The 20,344-nt window shown below is 64.7% G+C and carries 18 protein-coding genes and 1 pseudogene; 7 read left to right on the forward strand and 12 right to left on the reverse strand.

Annotated features, from left to right (window positions below; all coding sequences use genetic code 11):
• The first annotated feature begins 19 nt into the window (after positions 1-19).
• The 3 genes and pseudogenes from dnaN (at position 20) to gyrB (ending at position 4,660) form a co-directional block, all read left to right on the forward strand.
• The gene (dnaN, locus tag IB232_RS11890; RefSeq protein WP_137973921.1) at positions 20-1,123 is read left to right on the forward strand and encodes a DNA polymerase III subunit beta; all 1,104 of its coding nucleotides are present in this window, start codon (positions 20-22) and stop codon (positions 1,121-1,123) included.
• A gap of 10 nt (positions 1,124-1,133) precedes the next feature.
• Positions 1,134-2,235: pseudogene (gene recF / locus IB232_RS11895) on the forward strand (DNA replication/repair protein RecF).
• A 4-nt stretch (positions 2,236-2,239) separates the two neighbouring features.
• Entirely contained in the window at positions 2,240-4,660 is a 2,421-nt protein-coding gene (gene gyrB, locus IB232_RS11900; protein ID WP_192398847.1) for a DNA topoisomerase (ATP-hydrolyzing) subunit B, read from the forward strand.
• Between the two features lie 360 nt (positions 4,661-5,020).
• Here the strand turns inward: gyrB and IB232_RS11905 are convergent, their stop codons facing one another.
• The 10 genes from IB232_RS11905 to glyQ all read right to left on the reverse strand — a co-directional run bounded on the left by IB232_RS11905 (position 5,021) and on the right by glyQ (position 15,367).
• Positions 5,021-5,953: a phosphatidate cytidylyltransferase gene (locus tag IB232_RS11905; protein WP_192398848.1), complete on the reverse strand. Its 933-nt coding sequence runs from the start codon at positions 5,951-5,953 to the stop codon at positions 5,021-5,023.
• 1 nt (position 5,954) lies between these two features.
• Positions 5,955-6,578 carry a lysophospholipid acyltransferase family protein gene (locus tag IB232_RS11910; RefSeq protein WP_192398849.1) on the reverse strand — a complete coding sequence of 208 codons (624 nt, stop codon included), beginning with the start codon at positions 6,576-6,578 and terminating at the stop codon, positions 5,955-5,957.
• A gap of 13 nt (positions 6,579-6,591) precedes the next feature.
• Positions 6,592-7,047: a hypothetical protein gene (locus IB232_RS11915; RefSeq protein WP_192398850.1), complete on the reverse strand. Its 456-nt coding sequence runs from the start codon at positions 7,045-7,047 to the stop codon at positions 6,592-6,594.
• Positions 7,037-8,380: a phosphatase PAP2/dual specificity phosphatase family protein gene (locus IB232_RS11920; RefSeq protein WP_192398851.1), complete on the reverse strand. Its 1,344-nt coding sequence runs from the start codon at positions 8,378-8,380 to the stop codon at positions 7,037-7,039. Before IB232_RS11920 ends, IB232_RS11915 begins: the two co-directional genes overlap by 11 nt.
• Positions 8,380-10,134 (reverse strand): bifunctional alpha/beta hydrolase/class I SAM-dependent methyltransferase, encoded by a 1,755-nt coding sequence (locus tag IB232_RS11925; protein ID WP_192398852.1) that lies wholly within the window; start codon positions 10,132-10,134, stop codon positions 8,380-8,382. The genes IB232_RS11920 and IB232_RS11925 overlap by 1 nt, the downstream gene beginning before the upstream one ends.
• 10 nt (positions 10,135-10,144) lie before the next feature.
• Complete coding sequence (locus tag IB232_RS11930) at positions 10,145-10,768, reverse strand: CDP-alcohol phosphatidyltransferase family protein (RefSeq protein WP_192398853.1); 624 nt, start codon at positions 10,766-10,768, stop codon at positions 10,145-10,147.
• Between the two features lie 232 nt (positions 10,769-11,000).
• Positions 11,001-11,774: a lysophospholipid acyltransferase family protein gene (locus IB232_RS11935; RefSeq protein ID WP_192398854.1), complete on the reverse strand. Its 774-nt coding sequence runs from the start codon at positions 11,772-11,774 to the stop codon at positions 11,001-11,003.
• Positions 11,775-11,788: 14 nt separating this feature from the next.
• Positions 11,789-12,319 (reverse strand): D-glycero-beta-D-manno-heptose 1,7-bisphosphate 7-phosphatase, encoded by a 531-nt coding sequence (gmhB, locus tag IB232_RS11940; protein WP_192398855.1) that lies wholly within the window; start codon positions 12,317-12,319, stop codon positions 11,789-11,791.
• Between the two features lie 46 nt (positions 12,320-12,365).
• Positions 12,366-14,420 (reverse strand): glycine--tRNA ligase subunit beta, encoded by a 2,055-nt coding sequence (gene glyS, locus IB232_RS11945; RefSeq protein WP_192398856.1) that lies wholly within the window; start codon positions 14,418-14,420, stop codon positions 12,366-12,368.
• Positions 14,420-15,367 carry a glycine--tRNA ligase subunit alpha gene (glyQ, locus tag IB232_RS11950; protein ID WP_137973909.1) on the reverse strand — a complete coding sequence of 316 codons (948 nt, stop codon included), beginning with the start codon at positions 15,365-15,367 and terminating at the stop codon, positions 14,420-14,422. Before glyQ ends, glyS begins: the two co-directional genes overlap by 1 nt.
• A 157-nt stretch (positions 15,368-15,524) precedes the next feature.
• On the opposite strand from glyQ, the gene IB232_RS11955 reads away from it, so the two are divergent.
• The 4 genes from IB232_RS11955 to IB232_RS11970 are packed head-to-tail and all read left to right on the forward strand — an operon-like array spanning position 15,525 to position 18,615.
• Positions 15,525-16,742 (forward strand): class I SAM-dependent methyltransferase, encoded by a 1,218-nt coding sequence (locus IB232_RS11955; RefSeq protein ID WP_192398857.1) that lies wholly within the window; start codon positions 15,525-15,527, stop codon positions 16,740-16,742.
• 48 nt (positions 16,743-16,790) lie between these two features.
• Complete coding sequence (locus IB232_RS11960) at positions 16,791-17,342, forward strand: DNA-3-methyladenine glycosylase I (protein ID WP_192398858.1); 552 nt, start codon at positions 16,791-16,793, stop codon at positions 17,340-17,342.
• A gap of 55 nt (positions 17,343-17,397) precedes the next feature.
• On the forward strand, positions 17,398-18,285 hold the full coding sequence (locus IB232_RS11965) for a lysophospholipid acyltransferase (protein WP_192398859.1): 888 nt from the start codon (positions 17,398-17,400) through the stop codon (positions 18,283-18,285).
• A gap of 60 nt (positions 18,286-18,345) precedes the next feature.
• The gene (locus IB232_RS11970; protein ID WP_137973905.1) at positions 18,346-18,615 is read left to right on the forward strand and encodes a PilZ domain-containing protein; all 270 of its coding nucleotides are present in this window, start codon (positions 18,346-18,348) and stop codon (positions 18,613-18,615) included.
• On the opposite strand, the gene IB232_RS11975 is transcribed toward IB232_RS11970, so the two are convergent.
• Complete coding sequence (locus tag IB232_RS11975) at positions 18,612-18,941, reverse strand: tetratricopeptide repeat protein (RefSeq protein ID WP_192398860.1); 330 nt, start codon at positions 18,939-18,941, stop codon at positions 18,612-18,614. The two genes, IB232_RS11970 and IB232_RS11975, sit on opposite strands and share 4 nt — an antisense overlap.
• 25 nt (positions 18,942-18,966) lie before the next feature.
• On the reverse strand, positions 18,967-20,340 hold the full coding sequence (trkA, locus tag IB232_RS11980; protein ID WP_192398861.1) for a Trk system potassium transporter TrkA: 1,374 nt from the start codon (positions 20,338-20,340) through the stop codon (positions 18,967-18,969).
• Between the last annotated feature and the right edge of the window lie 4 nt (positions 20,341-20,344).

Here is a 20,344-nt window from a genome sequence, read left to right on the forward strand (position 1 = left end):
CAAGGCAAGGGACGAGACCATGCATTTCACCATTCAACGCGAAGCCCTGTTGAAACCCCTGCAACTGGTCGCCGGCGTCGTCGAACGCCGCCAGACCCTGCCGGTTCTGTCGAACGTGTTGCTGGTAGTGGAAGGCCAGCAGCTGTCGCTGACCGGCACCGACCTGGAAGTCGAGCTGGTTGGTCGCGTCACTCTCGAACACAGCGCCGAGCCGGGCGAGATCACCGTCCCCGCGCGCAAGCTGATGGATATCTGCAAGAGCCTGCCGAGCGATGCGTTGATCGATATCCGCGTCGACGAGCAGAAGCTGGTGGTCAAGGCCGGGCGTAGCCGTTTCACCCTGTCGACCCTGCCGGCCAATGATTTCCCCACCGTCGAGGAAGGCCCGGGTTCGCTGACCTTCAGCCTGGTGCAGAGCAAGCTGCGTCGCCTGATCGAACGTACCAGCTTCGCCATGGCCCAGCAGGACGTACGCTACTACCTCAACGGTATGCTGATCGAAGTGCAGACTGGCGTGCTGCGCGCCGTCGCCACCGACGGCCACCGCCTGGCTATGTGCGCCATGGAAGCGGCCATCGAGCATACCGAGAAGCACCAGGTCATCGTGCCGCGCAAAGGCATCCTCGAGCTGGCTCGCCTGCTCACCGAGCAGGACGGCGAAGTTTCCATTGTCCTCGGTGCGAACCACATTCGTGCCACCACCGGCGAGTTCACCTTCACCTCCAAGTTGGTGGACGGCAAGTTCCCGGACTATGAACGTGTACTGCCGCGCGGTGGTGACAAGCTGGTAGTGGGTGATCGGCAGGCCCTGCGCGAAGCCTTCAGCCGTACCGCGATCCTGTCCAACGAGAAGTACCGTGGCATTCGCCTGCAGCTTGCCAGTGGCCTGCTGAAGATCCAGGCCAACAACCCGGAGCAGGAAGAGGCCGAAGAGGAAGTGGTAGTCGACTACAACGGCGGCTCCCTGGAGATCGGTTTCAACGTCAGCTACCTGCTCGACGTGCTGGGCGTGATGACCACCGAGCAGGTGCGTCTGATTCTCTCCGATGCCAACAGCAGCGCCCTGGTGCAGGAAGCCGGTAACGACGATTCGTCTTACGTCGTCATGCCGATGCGTCTGTAATCGCCACTGAATGTCCCTCTCCCGCGTCACCGTCACCGCGGTGCGAAACCTGCACCCGGTGACGCTCTCCCCCTCCCCCCGCATCAACATCCTTCATGGCGCCAACGGCAGCGGCAAGACCAGCCTGCTCGAAGCCATTCACCTACTCGGCCTCGCCCGTTCCTTCCGCAGCAACAAGCTGCTGCCGATGATTCAGTACGAGCAACCCACCTGTACCGTATTCGGCCAGGTGCAGCGGCCGGAGGGCATGCAGAGCAACCTCGGCATTTCCCGCGACCGTCAGGGCGAGCTGCAGATTCGTATCGATGGGCAGAACGCTCGCAGCACGGCGCAACTGGCTGAGCTTTTGCCGCTGCAAGTGATCAACCCGGACAGCTTCCGCTTGCTGGAAGGTGCGCCCAAGGTGCGCCGACAGTTCCTCGATTGGGGAGTGTTCCACGTGGAACAACGCTTTCTGCCAGCCTGGCAGCGCCTGCAGAAGGCCCTGCGGCAGCGGAACTCATGGCTGCGGCATGGTACACTGGACGCCGCGTCGCAAGCGGCCTGGGACCGTGAATTGTGCCTGGCCAGCGATGAGTTGGACGGCTATCGCCGGGCCTATATTCAGGCCCTGAAGCCGGTGTTCGAGCAGGTGCTGAGCGAGCTGGTGGAACTGGAAGGGTTGTCCCTCAGCTATTACCGGGGATGGGACAAGGATAAGCCTCTGACCGATGTCCTGGCTTCTACCCTGCCCCGCGATCAGCAGCTCGGTCACACCCAGGCCGGTCCGCAACGCGCCGATCTGCGCCTGCGTTTGGGGGCTCACAATGCCGCGGAGATTCTGTCCCGCGGTCAGCAGAAGCTGGTGGTCTGTGCCTTGCGCATCGCCCAAGGGCATCTGCTGAACCAGGCCAAACAGGGCCAATGCATCTATCTGGTGGACGACCTGCCGTCGGAGCTGGATGAGCAACATCGACAGGCCTTGTGCCGACTGCTGGACGATTTGCAGTGTCAGGTGTTCATCACCTGTGTCGATCACGAATTACTGAATGATGGCTGGCGCACGGACACGCCGGTCGCCATGTTCCACGTGGAACATGGCTGTATCACCCAGACACGACCATCGGGAGTGAAGGCATGAGCGAAAACCAAACGTACGACTCCAACAGTATCAAGGTCCTCAAGGGCCTGGATGCCGTACGCAAGCGGCCAGGCATGTACATCGGCGACACCGATGACGGCAGTGGTCTGCACCACATGGTCTTCGAAGTGGTCGACAACTCGATCGACGAAGCGCTGGCCGGCTATTGCAGCGACATCAGCATCACCATCCATCCCGATGAGTCCATCACCGTGCGCGACAACGGTCGTGGCATCCCGGTGGACATGCACAAAGAAGAAGGCGTCTCTGCAGCTGAGGTCATCATGACCGTGCTGCACGCCGGCGGTAAGTTCGACGACAACAGCTACAAGGTATCCGGCGGCCTGCACGGCGTGGGTGTTTCCGTGGTCAACGCCCTGTCGAAAGAGTTGGTCCTGACCATTCGCCGCAGTGGCAAGATCTGGGAGCAGACCTACGTCCACGGTGTACCGCAGGCTCCTCTGGCTCCGGTTGGCGACAGCGATGGCACGGGTACGCAGATCCATTTCAAGCCGTCGGAAGAAACCTTCCACAACATCCATTTCAGCTGGGACATCCTGGCCAAGCGCCTGCGCGAACTATCTTTCCTCAACTCCGGTGTCGGCATCCTGCTCAAGGATGAACGCAGCGGCAAGGAAGAGCTGTTCAAGTACGAGGGAGGTCTGAAGGCATTCGTCGAATACCTGAACACCAATAAGACCATCGTCAACCAGGTGTTCCACTTCAACATCCAGCGCGAGGAAGACGGCGTCGGTGTGGAAGTCGCCCTGCAGTGGAATGACAGCTTCAACGAGAACCTGCTGTGCTTCACCAACAACATTCCGCAGCGTGACGGTGGCACCCACCTGGCGGGCTTCCGCTCTGCCCTCACCCGCCACCTGAACAACTACATCGAAAGCGAAGGTCTGGCGAAGAAGTTCAAGGTTGCCACCACTGGTGACGACGCCCGTGAAGGCCTGACTGCGATCATCTCGGTCAAGGTGCCGGATCCGAAGTTCAGCTCGCAGACCAAGGACAAGTTGGTCTCCTCCGAAGTGAAAACCGCGGTGGAACAGGAGATGGGCAAGTACTTCTCCGACTTCCTGCTGGAGAACCCCAACGAAGCCAAGGCCGTGGTCGGCAAGATGATCGACGCCGCCCGTGCTCGTGAAGCGGCGCGCAAGGCGCGTGAGATGACCCGTCGCAAGGGCGCGCTGGATATCGCCGGTCTGCCCGGTAAGCTGGCCGACTGCCAGGAAAAAGACCCGGCGCTGTCCGAGCTCTACATCGTGGAGGGTGACTCCGCGGGCGGTTCTGCCAAGCAGGGCCGTAACCGCAAGACCCAGGCGATCTTGCCGCTCAAGGGCAAGATCCTCAACGTCGAACGCGCCCGTTTCGACCGCATGATTTCCTCCCAGGAAGTCGGCACGCTGATTACTGCCCTCGGCTGCGGTATCGGTCGCGACGAGTACAACATCGACAAGCTGCGCTACCACAACATCATCATCATGACCGACGCCGACGTCGACGGCTCGCACATCCGCACCCTGCTGCTGACCTTCTTCTTCCGTCAGCTGCCGGAGCTGGTCGAGCGTGGCTACATCTATATCGCCCAGCCGCCACTGTACAAGGTGAAGAAGGGCAAGCAGGAGCAGTACATCAAGGACGACGAGGCCATGGACGAGTACATGACCCAGTCGGCTCTCGAGGATGCCAGCCTGCACGTCAACGAGAATGCTCCTGGGATTTCCGGTGCTGCACTGGAGCAACTGGTCAACGACTATCGTGCGGTGATCAAGACCCTCTGCCGCCTGTCCCGCGTCTACCCGCAGGACATCACCGAGCATATGGTCTACCTGCCACGCGTATCGGTTGAGCAGTTGGCCGACCAGGCTGCCATGCAGGGCTGGCTGGAGGCCTTCCAGGCACGTCTGAAAGCGGCCGAGAAATCCGGCCAGACCTACACCGCCAGCCTGCGCGAGGATCGCGAGCGGCACCTGTGGCTGCCCGAGGTGGAAGTACTGGCCCACGGTCTGTCCAGCTACATCACCTTCAACCGCGATTTCTTCGCCAGCAACGACTACAAGTCGGTCACCGCTCTGGGCGACCAGCTTAATAGCCTGCTGGAAGAAGGAGCCTACGTGCAGCGCGGCGAGCGCAAGAAGGCGGTCACCACCTTCAAGGACGCGTTCGAGTGGCTGAAGGTCGAGAGCACCAAGCGCCATAGCATCCAACGCTATAAGGGACTCGGCGAGATGAACCCGGAGCAACTGTGGGAAACCACCATGGATCCGACCGTGCGCCGCATGCTCAAGGTGACCATCGAGGACGCCATCGCTGCCGACCAGATCTTCAACACGCTGATGGGCGATGCCGTGGAGCCGCGCCGCGACTTCATCGAGAGCAACGCTCTGGCGGTGTCGAACCTGGACTTCTGATTACACGGTAGTCGCTGTAAATGAAAACCCCGGCCTCAGCGCCGGGGTTTTTGTTTAGCGGTAGATTCCTGCTGTGAGTCGAATAGCCAATGGCTTACACGCCGAGGCGGAATGCTGCTCTGTTGCCATCCGGCCTGCCTGGCTAATCTACACACACCTGCCGGGAATTGGATGTCCCGGGTCAAGGAAGACAGACCGCGCCAGGATGGCAAACGACAGGATGTCGGAAGGTCATAAAGAACCCGCCTCGGCGGGTTTTTTGTTGTCTGCCATCCATGGCGACAACCCTGCGGGCCGTCGCCGGAGGCGACGTCAAAAATGGATCCCGGCCATTTTTTGTTGCCTGCGCAAAGGTGGGCCTCAGGCCCACCAGTAGCGCACGAAGTGGAAGAAGATCGGCGCGGCGAAGCACACCGAGTCCATGCGGTCGAGCATGCCTCCATGGCCTTCGATCATGTGGCCCCAGTCCTTCACGCCACGGTCGCGCTTGATCGCCGACATCACCAGGCCACCGGCAAAGCCCAGCAGGTTCACGGTCAGGGCCATCAGCGCCGCCTGCCAGAAGCTGAACGGGGTGATCCAGAACAGCGAGGCGCCAACCAGGCTGGCCAGGGCAACACCACCGACAAAGCCCTCGACGGTCTTGGATGGCGACAGCTTGGGCGCGATCTTGCGTTTGCCGGCCAGCTTGCCGCAGACGTACTGCAGCACGTCCGACAGCTGTACGACGATGATAAGCCAGGCGATCAGCAGCAGGTTGCGCCCCTCGTAGCCGGGAATGTCCAGGGTCAGCAGCGCCGGCACGGCGGACACGCAGTACACCGCGATCATCATCCCCCACTGCACTTCCGAGGCGCGCTCGAGGAAGCGCGTGGTATCGCCACCCAGTGAGGCGAGGATCGGCAGCAGAAGGAACAGGTAGACCGGGATGAAGATGGCGAACAGGCCGTACCAATCCAGGGCGATCAGCAGGTACTGCATCGGCAGTGCGAAGTAGAAGGCTGCCACCAGCGCCGGGTAGTCGCTGCGCCGCGTCGGCGTCAGAGTGAGGAATTCGCGCAGGGCGTAGAAGGATACGAAGTAGAACAGCAGGATCACGCCGTTGTTGCCAAACAGGAAGGCGATGCCGATCACCAGCACCATGGCCCACCAGGCATCGATACGCGCATTGAGGTTGTCGATCACCGCATTCTGCCCATCGCCGGCGCGACGGCGCAGGTAGCGGGCGATCAGGGTAGCCAGCAGCAGGACGACGCCTATGCCGGCGAACAGCAGGATGGTATTGCGATCCATGTCAGACGATCTCCGGGGACAGGGCCAGCAGGGCGTTGCGTGCGCGTTCGAGGAAGGCGGTCTTGTCCTCGCCGTCGAGGCGCTCCAGCGGCGCGCCGAAGCTCAGGGTGCACAGCAACGGCAATGGCAGCGCCCTGCCCTTGGGCATCACCCGGTTGAGGTTGGCGATCCACACCGGCACCAGTTCCACTTCGGGGCGCGCCTGGGCCAGGTGGAACAGGCCGCTCTTGAACGGCAGTAGCTGCTCATCGGTAAGGTTGCGCGTGCCCTCCGGGAAGATGATCAGCGAGTCGCCCTGCTCCAGGGCGTCGAGCATCGGCTGCAGCGGATTGGCATTCGGATCGCTGCGGTCGCGGTCGACCAGCACGCCGTTGAAGACGTCGCGGATCAGGAAGCGGCGTAGGTCGCCGTTCATCCAGTAGTCGGAGCCGGCCACCGGCCGGGTGCGTCGGCGCAGCTCCGGTGGCAGCGAGGCCCACAGCAGCACGAAGTCGCCGTGGCTGCTGTGGTTGGCGTAGTACAGCCGTTGCACCGGTTGGGCGGTGCAGCCCAGCCAGAGGGCGCGCGCACCGGTCAGCAGACGGGCTGCCGAGGTGATGGCGAAGGCGGTGATCGAAGCGAGCATGGATATGACTCCTTTATCCAGCCAGGGAAAGCCAGGGTGTGGCGAAAATGGTGGCCAGGGCGAGCAGCAGCTGTGCTACTAGCCAGGCAGCCTGCAGGCGCAGCAGACGCAGAGCGCCGCGGCAGCGATCGTCCCAGTCACGTGAAACAGCGGTGGTCTTCTGCAGGCCGAGCCGCAGCAGCGCCTGGTCCAGTTCGCCGGTGCGCTCCTGCAGACGTGGGGCGTCGCCGGCCAGATGGGCGAACAGATCGGCGTCCAGCGCAACGCGCAGCGCCCAGTACTTCTGGGCCAGACCGAACATCACCAGCAGGCTGCAGAGGATGCTGGCGGCAGGGCTGTGTGCGGCACCCAACAGCGGCGCCAGGCCATAGGCCAGCGCCAGCAGGGTGACGACGCCGGACAGCAGATCCAGCCCGCGACCCCGGCGCAGCAGACTCGCTATCAGGGCGAGTTGCATCTCAGAGGCCATGGGCAACCTCCAGAGTGGCGCTGGGTTGCAGCAGGCCCTGTAGCGCCAGGCGCTGGGGCTCACCGAGCACGATCTGCGGGCGCGCCGCGCGGATAAGCTCGATGGCCTGCTCCACGCTACTGGCGCGGCCACTGTGCAGCAGCCAGGCGGCGACCAGCGTGGCGCTACGCGAATAGCCGAGGGCGCAGCAGACCAGTAGCGGACCCTGTCGATGCAACTGCTCGATCAGCTGGGCGCCCTGGCGGCAGGCTTCGGTATCGGGGGCGACCAGGTCCAGCAGCGGGAGGCTGCGGTAGATCTTGCCGGGCAGGCGAACCGGCAGCTCGGCACTGAGGTCCAGCACGGCGGTGAAGGCCGCGGCTTCCTGGTCGGTCGGTACCCGTCCGAGCCACACGCCCTCCACTACCTGATCCGGCTGTGGATGCTTGCGCGTCCACAGCCGCGAGTTGATCCAGGCACCCAGCAAGTAGGGCGCGAGCAACCAGGTGCTGGCGGAGCCGAGCGCGCCGTCAGCGCGCTTCTGAAAGCCGGCCGCGCCGAACAACGCGTAGTTCAGGGCGACCAGCAACAACGATGCACAGGGCCACAACAGCCACAGCCAGGTGCCGCCGAGATTGACCGCCAGGGCCGCGCAGACGGCGCTGCCCAGCCCATAGCGCAGGGCCAGACGCCAGCGCTGCGGCTCGCGTGTCATGCGCAGCTGCTGCGACGGGCTGCGGCCCTCGACCGGCCAGAGCCATACGCACAACCAGCCGGCCAGGGCGCCGGTGGGCACGTCGATGAAGTGGTGCTGCCAGGTGGTCAGCACCGACAGGCCGATCAGCGCCATCCAGCCATGCAGCAGGCCGCGCAGCAGCGGGCCATGGGTATGCCGGGCGAACATCACCCAGATCACCACCAGCAGCGCGATGTGGAGCGAAGGCGCCTGGTTGAACGGTTTGTCGAAGCCCATCAGCACATCGAACATCCAGCCGAAGAAGCCGCTCAGCTCTGGGCGTTCGAAGGTGAAGCGCAGTGGCCAGAGCAGGAAGCAGACGACGCAGAGGATCTGCGTGCTGAGCAGGCGCAGGGCATGCCTATCCATCTCCCGGCGTGTGGCCGGAAGCAGGAAGGATAGGCCGTAGAGCAGGTCGATCGACCAGTAGGGCACGATGGTCCAGGCCCACAGCGGGGTCGCGCTTTCCCAGGCGAACACCAGGCTGCCGACATCGTCGCGCTGTGCGGTGAACCAGTTGGCGAAGCCGTAGCTGGCAAAGAACAGCGGGGCCAGCAGCAACAGCCAGAGCACCCCGCGTTTCCATAGCCCGCTTTCGCGGGCGGCGGGGGAGTCCATCAGGACACCCGCTGCGCCAGGGATACGCTGAAGATGCCCCACTCGTCGATGCGCTGCTCCAGCTTGCGGAAGCCCGCGGCGGCGACCAGCTGATCCATCTCCGCCTGGCTGCGACGGCGCATGACCCAGGGCTGGCCTTCGCGGTGGCTGGTCAGCGCACGGGCGATCAGCTCCAGCTGTGGGTGCCAGGGTTGGCCGGTGTAGACCAGGTAGCCGCCCTCCTCGACCGCCGCTGCCAGCCCGGCCAGCGAGTCGCCGACCATCTGGTTGCTGCCGAACAGTTCATAGAGACCGGAGACCACCGCCAGCGTCGGCTTGGGATCGAGTGCGGCCAGGTCGGCCTTGTCGAAGGCGTCGCCTTTGACGAAGCGGGCGATGTCACCCAGGCCCTTCTGCTCGATTAGCGCGCTGCCGTCGCGCACGTTGATATCGCTGTAGTCGCGCAGCAGGATCGCATCCGGTTTGTGCTGCATACCCTCCAGCGACTCGAGAATGTAGCGACCGTGGCCAGCGGCGATATCGACGATACGCACGCCGTTGCCCGCCTCGCGCAGCTTGCCCATGGCCAGGCGCAGCAGTTCCTCGGCGTGTACCTTGCGCTGGCGGATGCCGCGCCAACCGATGGAGTTCAGGTAGTTCTGGTCGATCAGACGGCCCAGCGCGCCCTTGCCGCTCGGCGTGTTGCGGTAGACGTAGTCCAGGGTGCTGCCGGAATCGAAGCCGGTCTCGAAGCCCAGCTTGACCCCGTCGGACAGCCCGCTGCCGAGCTTCAGTCCGGCGCGGGTGGCGCGCCAGTAAAGATCGCCGAGGGAATTCTGTGGCAGCGGCGCCGCCAGTTCCTCGGCTTCGGCGCAGGTAGCGCCGAGGCGATCGGCATCCAGCAGCGAGGGACGATTCAAGGGCTCCTCGAAGCTGCGCAGGATAAAGCGCCGCGCGCGGCTCAGGGCATGGGCGCGGTCGCGCTCGCCGAGGGTGTCGTGGAAGAAGCCGGGCAGGATGTGCTTCTCCTTGCGCAGGCTGCCCAGGCGCTCGAAGAACTGCTCCTGAGGCTGGCGGTGCACCACGAAGTCGGCGCCAGAGATCAGCAGCTGGGTCGGGATCTGGATCGCCTGGGCATCGGCCACCACGCGATCGGCGGCTTCATACAGGCCGAGCAGCATGTTCACCGAGATAGGCCGGGTGATCAGTGGATCGTTCTCGAAGGAGCGGATGCGCTCGGGATCGTGGCTGAGGAAGCGCGCCTTGACGTAGCTGTTGACGAAGAAGTTGCCGCGCCATGCGCGCAGCAGCTTGAGGCCGGGGCGGGCGAAGGGCACGTAGAGCTTGACCTTGAATGCCGGCGAGGCGAGCACCAGGCAGCGGATCTGCGGCGCGTAGTCGTGGGCCCAGGTCGACACCACCACGGCGCCGACACTCTGGGCCAGCACGGCCATATCGGCGACGGCTACTGCATGGGTGGCCGCGATATGCTCGATAAAGGTCTGCACGTCGCGCACGCTGGTGGCGAAGCTCGGGCTATCGCCGCGGGCGCCGGGCGACAGGCCATGGCCGCGGGCATCCCAGGCGAAGAAGTCGTAGTCGGGCAGATCCAGCTCGCCCGGCAGGTGGGCCAGGCGCCCGCCATGCTCGTGGCCGCGGTGGAACATCACCACCGCTTTACGCGGGCCGGCCGCAGGCGTGGTTGCCGGCCAGTGGCGATAGAGCAGCTCTACGCCGTCATGGGTGGTGAAGATGTGGTTCTGGGCTTCACGCATCGAAATTTCCTTATTCCGATTGGGAGGTTTGCGCTACCTCGGCCAGGCCTTGGCGCACGCGATTGACCAGAGTCGCCAGCAGCAGCAGGAAAATCACCGCCAGCAGCCCGTTTATCCAAGAAGACGGCAACAGGCCGGACGCCACACCGGCGCCGAGCACGCCAAAGCAGAACGCGCGGTCGCTCTTGCCCATGGGGCCGTCGTAGCGGCGCGAGGCGCCGACCATCGGGCCGAGCACGCCGGCGTACTCGCTGATCACCGCCAGCACCACCACCAGCACCACCAGGGTCGGCCAGACCCCGACCAGCAAGGCGAAGGGCAGGTACAGGGCGCTGTCGGCGACCACGTCGCTCAATTCATTGAGGTAGGCGCCGAGCTTGGACTGCTGGCCGAATTCGCGGGCCAACATGCCGTCCACGGCGTTCAGCGCCATGCGCAGCAGCATCCATAGCGGAATCAGGGCGAACAGCCAGGTGTAGTGCGGCAGCCAGGCCAGCAGCGCGCCGAGTAGCAGCGAGACCAGTGCCGCGGCCAGGGTCACCTGGTTGGCGGTGACACCACGGGCATGCAGGCGGGTGACGCCAGGGCGCAGCAGATTCTGAAAACGTGGCTTGAGCTGGTAGATGGATGGCATGAAGCGAAATTCCCTTTCACGACTACAGGTGACCTAGCTTAACCGCTTTGGCCAAGGCCCGTTCCGGCAAGACTGTGCGGCACTGCCGAATTCCCCAAGGCAGGTGGGCTGGAAAAACTTATGCCCCGCCGAGAAATTCCGACAGCTGGCAGAATATCCATATAGATCAGCTGGTTAGGGTCTATAATGGCACTGCGCCGGTATTTCTTGCACAGCTTATCCACAGGCGGCCTCAGGCCGCGCTGGAGGCCTGTTCCGGGCTCACCTGCGGTGCCACGCCGCTGATCTCCTGCTGGGTCTGGGCCACCCAGGCGAAGGCGCGCTCGTTGATCTCGGCAATGGCGCGCGGGCCTTCGCCTTCGGCGTGCATCAGCGGGCCGATCACCACCTGGATGGTGCCGGGGAATTTGGCCCAGCCCTGCTTGGGCCAGAACTCGCCGGCGTTGTGGGCGATGGGCAGCACCGGCAGGCCGGCATTCACCGCCAGAGCGGCACCTCCGCGGGAGAATTTGCCGATCTGGCCCGGCGGGATGCGCGTGCCTTCGGGGAAGATCAGCACCCAGGCGCCCTGCTGGATGCGCTCGGCGCCCTGCTTGGCCAGTTGCTTGAGGGCGGCCTTGGGGTTGCTGCGGTCGATGGCGATGGGTTTGAGCATGGCCATGGCCCAGCCGAAGAACGGCACGTACAGCAGCTCGCGCTTGACCACCTGCGACAGCGGCTCGAAGAAGGCGGAGAGGAAGAAGGTCTCCCAGGTGCTCTGGTGCTTGGCCAGGATCACGCAGGGCTGCTGCGGGATGTTTTCCAGGCCGCGCACTTCATAGCGGATGCCGACCACCACCTTGGCCAGCCAGGTGGCGCAGCGGCACCAGGTCTGGATGACGAAGCGGTAACGAGCGCGGAACGGCAGGAAAGGCGCGACGAACACGCATAGGATGCACCAGAAGAAGGAGCTGGACGACAGCAGCAGGTAGAAGAAGAAGGTTCTGATGGCCTGCACTGTCGTCATGGGGCTCGCGTTCTCTAGAGAAGAAGCTGATCGGCAACCGCCGCCAGATCATCGAATATCAGGGTTCCCGCTGGCAATGGCTTGGCCAGGGTCCGTTCGCCCTTGCCGGTTTTTACCAGTACGGGCTGGCAATGGACGGCCAGGGCGGCGTCGAGGTCACCAGCGCTGTCGCCGACGAACCACACGCCTGCCAGTTCTGTGCCGTAGTACGTCGCGATCTGCTCGAGCATCCCCGGCTTGGGCTTGCGGCAGTCGCAGCCGTCATCCGGGCCATGTGGGCAGTGCAGGATCAGGCCGACTTCGCCGCCCTGCTCGGCCACCAGCTGGCGCAGGCGCGTGTGCATGGATTCGAGGGTGGCGGCGTCGTAGTAGCCGCGCGCCAGGCCCGATTGGTTGGTGGCCACGGCCACGGTCCAGCCGGCGCGGCTCAGGCGCGCGATGGCGGCGATGGCTCCCGGGATCGGGATCCATTCGTCGAGGGATTTGATGTAGGCGTCGGAGTCTTCGTTGATGACGCCGTCGCGGTCGAGAATCAGCAGTTTCATGCAGTTACCCGAGCGACCGGGCGGCGCGGGCCGCCCGGTGCGCTCGTCAGCCCAGCAGGGAGATATCGGCGACGCCGAGGAACAGGCCGCGCAGTTGGTTGAGCAGCGCGTAGCGGTTGGCGCGCACGGCGGCATCCTCGGCATTGACCATCACCGCGTCGAAGTACGCATCCACCGGCTCGCGCAGGCTGGCCAGCTGGGCCAGGGCCTCGCGATAGCTGCGCGCGGCGGCCAGCGGTGCCACGGCCTGCTCGGCGGCGGCCACGGCGTGGGCCAGGGCCTGTTCGGCTCCCGCTTCGAGCAGCGCGGAGTTGATGCCAGCGGGCAGCTCGCCTTCGGCCTTGGCCAGGATGTTCGATACGCGCTTGTTGGCGGCAGCCAGGGCAGCGGCTTGCGGCAGCTGACGGAAGGCCTGCACCGCCTGCACGCGCTGGTCGAAGTCCAGCGGCGCGGCCGGGCTGAGTGCGCGCACGGCCTGGTACACGGCCACTTCTACGCCTTCGTCCTCGTAGCGCGCACGCAGGCGGTCGAAGATGAAGTCCAGCACCTGCTGGGCCAGGCCTGCGGCCTTGACCTTGTCGCCGTACAGGTCGATGGCGAAGGCCACGGCCTCGACCAGATTCAGGTCCAGCTGCTTCTCGATCAGGATGCGCAGCACGCCGAGGGCCGCACGGCGCAGGGCGTAGGGGTCCTTGGAGCCGGTCGGCAGCATGCCGATGCCGAAGATGCCGACCAGGGTGTCGAGCTTGTCGGCCACGGCCACGGCCGCACCGGTCAGGGTCTGCGGCAGCTCGGCGCCGGCGCCGCGCGGCATATATTGCTCGTTCAGCGCCTGGGCCACGTCGTCGGCCTCGCCGTCGTGGTTGGCATAGTAGTAGCCGGCGATGCCCTGCATCTCCGGGAACTCGCCGACCATCTCGGTGGCCAGGTCGCACTTGGACAGGATGCCGGCGCGGGTGGCGCGGCTGGCGTCACCGCCGATCTTGCCGGCGATGAAACCGGCCAGCTTCGACACGCGCTCGGCCTTGTCGAACACGCTGCCGAGCTGGGCCTGGAACACCACGTTGGCCAGGCGCTCGTTGCGCTTCTCCAGCGGCTGGCGCTTGTCCTGCTTGAAGAAGAACTCGGCGTCGGTCAGGCGAGGACGCACCACCTTCTCGTTGCCGGCGACGATCTGCGCCGGGTCTTTGCTCTCGATGTTGGCCACGGTGATGAAGCGCGGCAGTAGCTTGCCGTTACTGTCCAGCAGGCAGAAGTACTTCTGGTTGTCCTGCATGGTGGTGATCAGGGCTTCCTGCGGCACCTCGAGGAAACGCTCCTCGAACGAGCAGACCAGCGGCACCGGCCATTCGACCAGGGCGCTGACTTCATCGAGCAGGGCCGGCGGCACGATGGCGCTGCCGTTCTCGGCCTTGGCCAGCTCGGCCACGCGGGTGGCGATCAGGCTGCGGCGCTCGGCGAAATCGGCGATCACCTGGGCGGCGCGCAGGTCCGCGGCATAGCTGGCCGGGCTGGCGATGGTCACGTCACGGTTGGCATGGAAGCGATGACCACGCGAGGTGCGGCCGGCCTTCTGGGCGAGGATCTCGCAGTCGACGATCTGGTCGCCGAACAGCATCACCAGCCACTGGGTTGGACGGACGAACTCGGTCTTGCGCGCGCCCCAGCGCATGCGCTTGGAAATCGGCAGCTCGTTCAGCGAGGCTTCGACGATGCCGGCCAGCAGGCTGACGGCGGGTTGGCCGGCAATCGACTGGCTGAATTTCAGCTTCGGGCCGCTGGTGTCGATCTGGCTCAGCTCGACGCCACACTTCTTGGCGAAGCCCAGGGCGGCCTGGGTCGGGTTGCCGTCCTTGTCGAAGGCGGCCTGCACGGGGGGGCCATCGAGATTGACGGTGCGATCTGGCTGCTGCGCGGCGAGCTGCTCGACCAGCACGGCCAGGCGCCGTGGTGCGGCGTACATGCGGGCGCTGGCGTAACCCAGCCCGGCGGCCTTGAGGCCTTTCTCGACACCGGCGAGGAAGGCGTCGCCAAGATTCTTCAGCGCTTTCGGTGGCAGCTCTTCGGTGCCCAGCTCAACCAGAAAATCCTGAGCACTCATCATTCGGCCTCCTTCAGCTGAGCCAGTACTTCATCACGCAGTTCCGGGGTGGCCATCGGGAAGCCGAGCTTGGCGCGGGCCAGCAGGTAGCTCTGGGCGATGTTTCGCGACAGCGTGCGCACGCGCAGGATGTACTGCTGGCGCGCGGTCACCGAGATGGCGCGGCGGGCGTCGAGCAGGTTGAAGCTGTGCGAGGCCTTGATCACCATTTCGTAGGCCGGCAGCGGCAGCTGCAGCTCCATCAGGCGGTTGGCCTCGGACTCGTAGAAGTCGAACAGATCGAACAGCTTGTCGACGTTGGCGTGCTCGAAGTTGAAGGTGGACTGCTCCACTTCGTTCTGGTGGAACACGTCGCCGTAGGTGACCTTGCCGAACGGGCCGTCGGAGTAGACCAGGTCATACACCGAGTCGACGCCCTGCAGGTACATGGCCAGACGCTCGAGGCCGTAGGTGATCTCGCCGGTGACCGGGTAGCACTCGACGCCGCCAACCTGCTGGAAGTAGGTGAACTGGGTGACTTCCATGCCGTTCAGCCAGACTTCCCAGCCCAGGCCCCAGGCGCCGAGGGTCGGCGATTCCCAGTTGTCTTCGACGAAGCGGATGTCGTGGACCAGGGTGTCGACGCCGATGCGGCGCAGCGATTCCAGGTACAGGTCCTGGATGTTGTCCGGGTTCGGCTTGAGTACCACCTGGAACTGGTAGTAGTGCTGCAGGCGATTGGGGTTCTCGCCGTAGCGGCCGTCGGCTGGGCGGCGCGAAGGCTGCACATAGGCGGCGTTCCAGGTTTCCGGGCCGATGGCGCGCAGGAAAGTGGCGGTATGGAAGGTGCCGGCACCCATTTCCATGTCGTAGGGTTGCAGGATCACGCAGCCTTGCTCGGCCCAATAGCTTTGCAGGGCGAGGATCAGGCCTTGGAAGGTGCTTACGTCGGGCGTAGTCTGGCTCACGAATTTCACCGGTATCGAGGCGTTTGCATAAAGCCGCGCAGTATACCCGATCAACCTCAGCTGGATGTGACGGCAAGCCCGGCGCGCATGGCCGCTGCGTACCCTGTAGCATTGCTGCCCCTTGCCGGCATCGGCAGCGCTTATTCAGGCCCTTTTCATGTCAGTCGAATCCTCGCCCTCCGCCGCCACCATTGCTCGTGACGAGTTTCTCGCCCTGCTGGAAACCAGCGTGGTGCAGAACACCCTGGTGAAGCTGCTGCTGAGCAGGTACCACGGCGAGGAAGCCGAGCTGCAGCGCCTGACCATCCGCCCGGTAACGGTGAAGGGCCAGGCCTGCCTGTCGTTCGTCTCCACCTACAAGACCCGCGATATCACCAAGAACCTGCCCGTAGCCGAAGCCCTGGCGCATATCGCCAGCCTGCTGCCGGCGGCGTTCAAGAACGCCCACCTGCTGTCGCTGACCGAGGATGTGCAGCTGACCTTCGGCAAGAAGGACAAGGCGCGTCTGTTCGTTGGCAAGGCTCCCGAGCGCGAGGCGCCGGCCGCTGGCCATGACCGGGAGAAGAAGCGTTTTCTCGAACTGAGCCGGCCCTTCCTCACGGATCTGGGCGTGACCACCGCCAAGCACGAGCTGGTGCCGGCGATGGCGCGCAAGTGGAAGCAGATCAACAAGTTCATCGAGGTGTTTTCCCACGCCCTGAGCCACTCGCCGCTGCAGCAGCGCGATCCGCAGCTGCCGATCCATGCCGTCGACTTCGGTTCGGGCAAGGGCTACCTGACCTTCGCCATGCACGACTACCTGCGCAACAGCCTGGGCCTGCAGGGGCAGGTCACCGGTGTGGAACTGCGTGAAGACATGGTGCGGCTGGGCAATACAGCTGCGGCCCGTTTGGAGCAGCCGGGGCTGCGCTTCGAGCATGGCGATGTGCGCACCTACACGCCGGCCGCCATCGACGTGATGATCGCCCTGCACGCCTGCGACGTGGCCACCGACTACGCCCTGCACCTGGGCATTCGCAGCGATGCGGCGATCATCATGTGCTCGCCCTGCTGCCACAAGCAGATCCGCCCGCAGATGCACACGCCGGCCATGCTCAAGCCCATGCTGCAGTACGGCGTGCACCTGGGCCAGGAAGCCGAGATGGTCACCGACAGCCTGCGCGCCCTGCTGCTGGAAGCCTGCGGTTATGAAACCAAGGTGTTCGAGTTCGTCTCGCTGGAACACACCAACAAGAACAAGATGATTCTTGCGGTGAAACGCCCCGAGCCGGTGGCGCCGGGCGAGCTGCTGGAGAAGATCCAGGGCATCAAGCAGTTCTACGGCATCCAGGAGCATTGCCTGGAAACCCTGCTGCTGGCCGACGGGCGCTTTTAACCGGCTCTGCGCTAGAGTGCAGTACGACTTCCCCTGGACATGAACGCCATGCCGCGCTGCTTCTGGTGCAACGACGACCCCTTGTACATCGCATATCACGACCAGGAGTGGGGCGTGCCGCAGCGCGACCCGCAGTGGCTGTTCGAGATGCTGCTGCTCGAAGGTTTCCAGGCCGGCCTGTCGTGGATCACCGTGCTGAAGAAGCGCGAGCGCTATCGCCAGGTGCTGTTCGGTTTCGATGCCGAGCGCCTGGCGCTGATGAGCGACGCGGAGATCGAGGAACGCATGCAGGACCCCGGCATCATCCGTAACCGCCTCAAGCTCAAGGCGGCGCGGCAGAACGCCCAGGCCTGGCTCAAGCTGGAAGACCCGGTGACGCTGCTCTGGTCCTTCGTCGGTGGCGCGCCGAAGATCAATCACTTCGGCAGTCGCGGCGAGGTGCCGGCGGTGACGCCCGAGGCCGAGGCCATGAGCAAGGCGCTGAAGAAGCTGGGCTTCACCTTCGTCGGCCCGACCATCTGCTACGCCTACATGCAGGCGGCGGGCATGGTCATGGACCATACGACCGACTGCGATCGCTATCACGCATTGCGAGGCTGAACCCGGCGGTCACAGCCGTTACAATGCTGGCCTTTTGCGTATTCGGGAGTTGCTCGTGGAGAAATTCAAAGGCGCCCTGGTGGTCGGCTTCCTGCGCCTGTTCGCCCTGTTGCCCTGGGGCGCCGTGCAGGCGGTCGGCTCGGCCATCGGCTGGTTGATGTGGAAGCTGCCGAACAGCTCGCGCGAGGTGGTGCGCATCAACCTGGCCAAGTGCTTCCCCGAACTCGACGAGGCCGAACGCGAACAGCTGGTCGGCGCCACCCTGCGCGACATCGGCAAGATCTTCACCGAGAGCGCCTGCGCCTGGATCTGGCCGGTCGAGCGCACCCTCAAGCTGGTGCGGGAGGTCGAGGGCCTGGACGTGCTGCACGCGGCCCTGGCCTCCGGCAAGGGCGTGGTCGGCGTGGCCAGCCACCTGGGCAACTGGGAAGTGCTCAACCACTACTTCTGCTCCCAGTGCAAGCCGGTGATCTTCTATCGCCCGCCCAAGCTCAAGGCGGTCGACGAGCTGTTGCAGAAGCAGCGCGCGCAGATGGGCAACCGGGTGGCGGCCTCGACCAAGGAAGGCATCCTCAGCGTGATCAAGGAAGTACGCCGTGGTGGTGTGGTGGGCATTCCTGCCGACCCGGAGCCGAGCCGCTCCAGCGGCCTGTTCGTGCCCTTCTGTGCGATCCAGGCGCTGACCAGCAAGTTCGTGCCGGGCATGCTCGCCGGCGGCAAGGCACGTGGAGTGTTCCTCACCGCCGTGCGCCTGCCGGACAACAGCGGTTTCAAGGTGATCTTCGAGGCGGTGCCCGAGGATATGTACAGCGAGGACCCGCAGGTATCGGCCGCGGCCATGAGCCGCGAGCTGGAGCGCTACGTGCGCGCCTACCCGAGCCAGTACTTGTGGAGCATGAAGCGCTTCAAGAAGCGCCCCGAGGGCGAGAAGAAGTGGTATTGATACGGCCGGCGTAAGCCAGTACCGTCACAGCAGTTTCCCGCCCATAAGAACAGGACAGGCATGGACAACAAGCGCGATCACAAGCGTACCCCGCTGAAGGTCCAGCTGCGCATCGATCATCCGTTGCACGGCCAGATGCTGGTGACTACCCGCGATATCTCCGAGAGTGGCGTGTTCGTGGTGATCGACGATGCGCAGAAGCTGCTGCAGATCGGCGAAGTGGTCAGCGGCCAGGTTCAGGGCCTGCCGATACCGGCGCCGGTGGTGCAGATGCAGGTGGTGCGTTTCGAGCCCAGCGGCGTGGCGCTGATCTTCCAGCGCGAAGACTAGGCGCCCTCTCCCGTCGCCTTCTCCAGGCGGCGCAAAAACACCATCATTTCCTTCTCGGTCTGCTTGTCGCCACGCTTGCGCGCCACCTCGAGGCCGTTGTGCCAGGCCTGGCGTGCTTCCTCCAGCATGCCCTGGCGCTGACAGGCTTGGCCGAGCAGCTTCCACGCCGCCGAATAGTTGGGATCGAAGCCCAGGCACTTCTGCAGGTGCTCGGCCGCCGCGTCGGGCTGGTTGCCATCCAGGTAGGCCTTGCCCAGGCCGAAGCGCAGCAGGGCGTTGTCCACCCCGCGGGCCAGCAGTTTTTCCAGGGAGTCCGGCGTCGTCATGCCATGGGCCTCGGCGAATGCCTTGTCAGAAGAAAGTCAGACCGACCTGGAACAGGCGCTCCACGTCGCGGATGTACTTCTTGTCGACGAGGAACAGTATCACGTGGTCGCCGGATTCGATCACCGTGTCGTCGTGGGCGATCAGCACTTCTTCGTCGCGGATCACCGCGCCGATGGTGGTGCCCGGCGGCAGGGCGATTTCCTCGATCGTCTTGCCGACCACCTTGCTCGAGCGGGCGTCGCCATGGGCGATGGCCTCGATGGCCTCGGCTGCGCCACGACGCAGGCTGTGCACGCTCTCGATGTCGCCGCGGCGCACGTGGGTCAGCAAAGTGCCGATGGTGGCCAGCTGTGGGCTGATGGCGATGTCGATATCGCCTCCCTGGACCAGGTCGACATAGGCCGGGTTGTTGATGATGGTCATCACCTTCCGCGCACCCAGGCGCTTGGCCAGCAGCGAGGACATGATGTTGGCCTCGTCGTCGTTGGTCAGGGCCAGGAAGATGTCGGCCTCGTTGATGTTCTCTTCCACCAGCAGGTCGCGGTCGGAGGCACTGCCCTGCAGCACGATGGTGCTTTCCAGATTGTCTGAGAGGTAGCGGCAGCGCGCCGGGTTCATCTCGATGATCTTCACCTGGTAGCGGCTCTCGATGGCCTCGGCCAGGCGCTCGCCGATATGCCCGCCGCCGGCGATGACGATGCGCTTGTAGCTGTCCTCGAGGCGGCGCAGCTCGCTCATCACCGCCCTGATATGCGCTTTCGCGGCGATGAAGAACACTTCGTCGTCCGCTTCGATCACCGTGTCGCCCTGGGGCATGATCGGGCGATTGCGGCGGAAGATGGCCGCCACGCGGGTATCGACGTTGGGCATGTGTTCGCGCAGCTGGCGCAGCTGCTGGCCGACCAGCGGGCCGCCGTAGTAGGCCTTGACCGCCACCAGCTGGGCCTTGCCCTCGGCGAAGTCGATCACCTGCAGGGCGCCGGGGTATTCGATCAGGCGCTTGATGTAGTTGGTCACCACCTGTTCGGGGCTGATCAGCACGTCGACCGGGATCGCCTCGTTGTCGAACAGCGCCTCGCGGGTCAGGTAGGCCGACTCGCGCACCCGGGCGATCTTGGTCGGGGTGTGGAACAGGGTATAGGCGACCTGACAGGCGACCATATTGGTCTCGTCGCTGTTGGTCACCGCCACCAGCATGTCGGCGTCGTCGGCGCCGGCCTGGCGCAACACGGTGGGGAAAGAGCCACGGCCTACCACGGTGCGGATGTCCAGGCGGTCGCCGAGATCGCGCAGGCGGTCGGCATCGGTATCGACCACGGTGATGTCGTTGGCCTCGCTGGCCAGGTGCTCCGCCAGGGTGCCGCCGACCTGCCCTGCGCCGAGAATGATGATCTTCATCTGG

It is taken from the genome of Pseudomonas sp. PDM15 (assembly GCF_014851565.1).
Taxonomy (GTDB): Bacteria; Pseudomonadota; Gammaproteobacteria; order Pseudomonadales; family Pseudomonadaceae; genus Aquipseudomonas.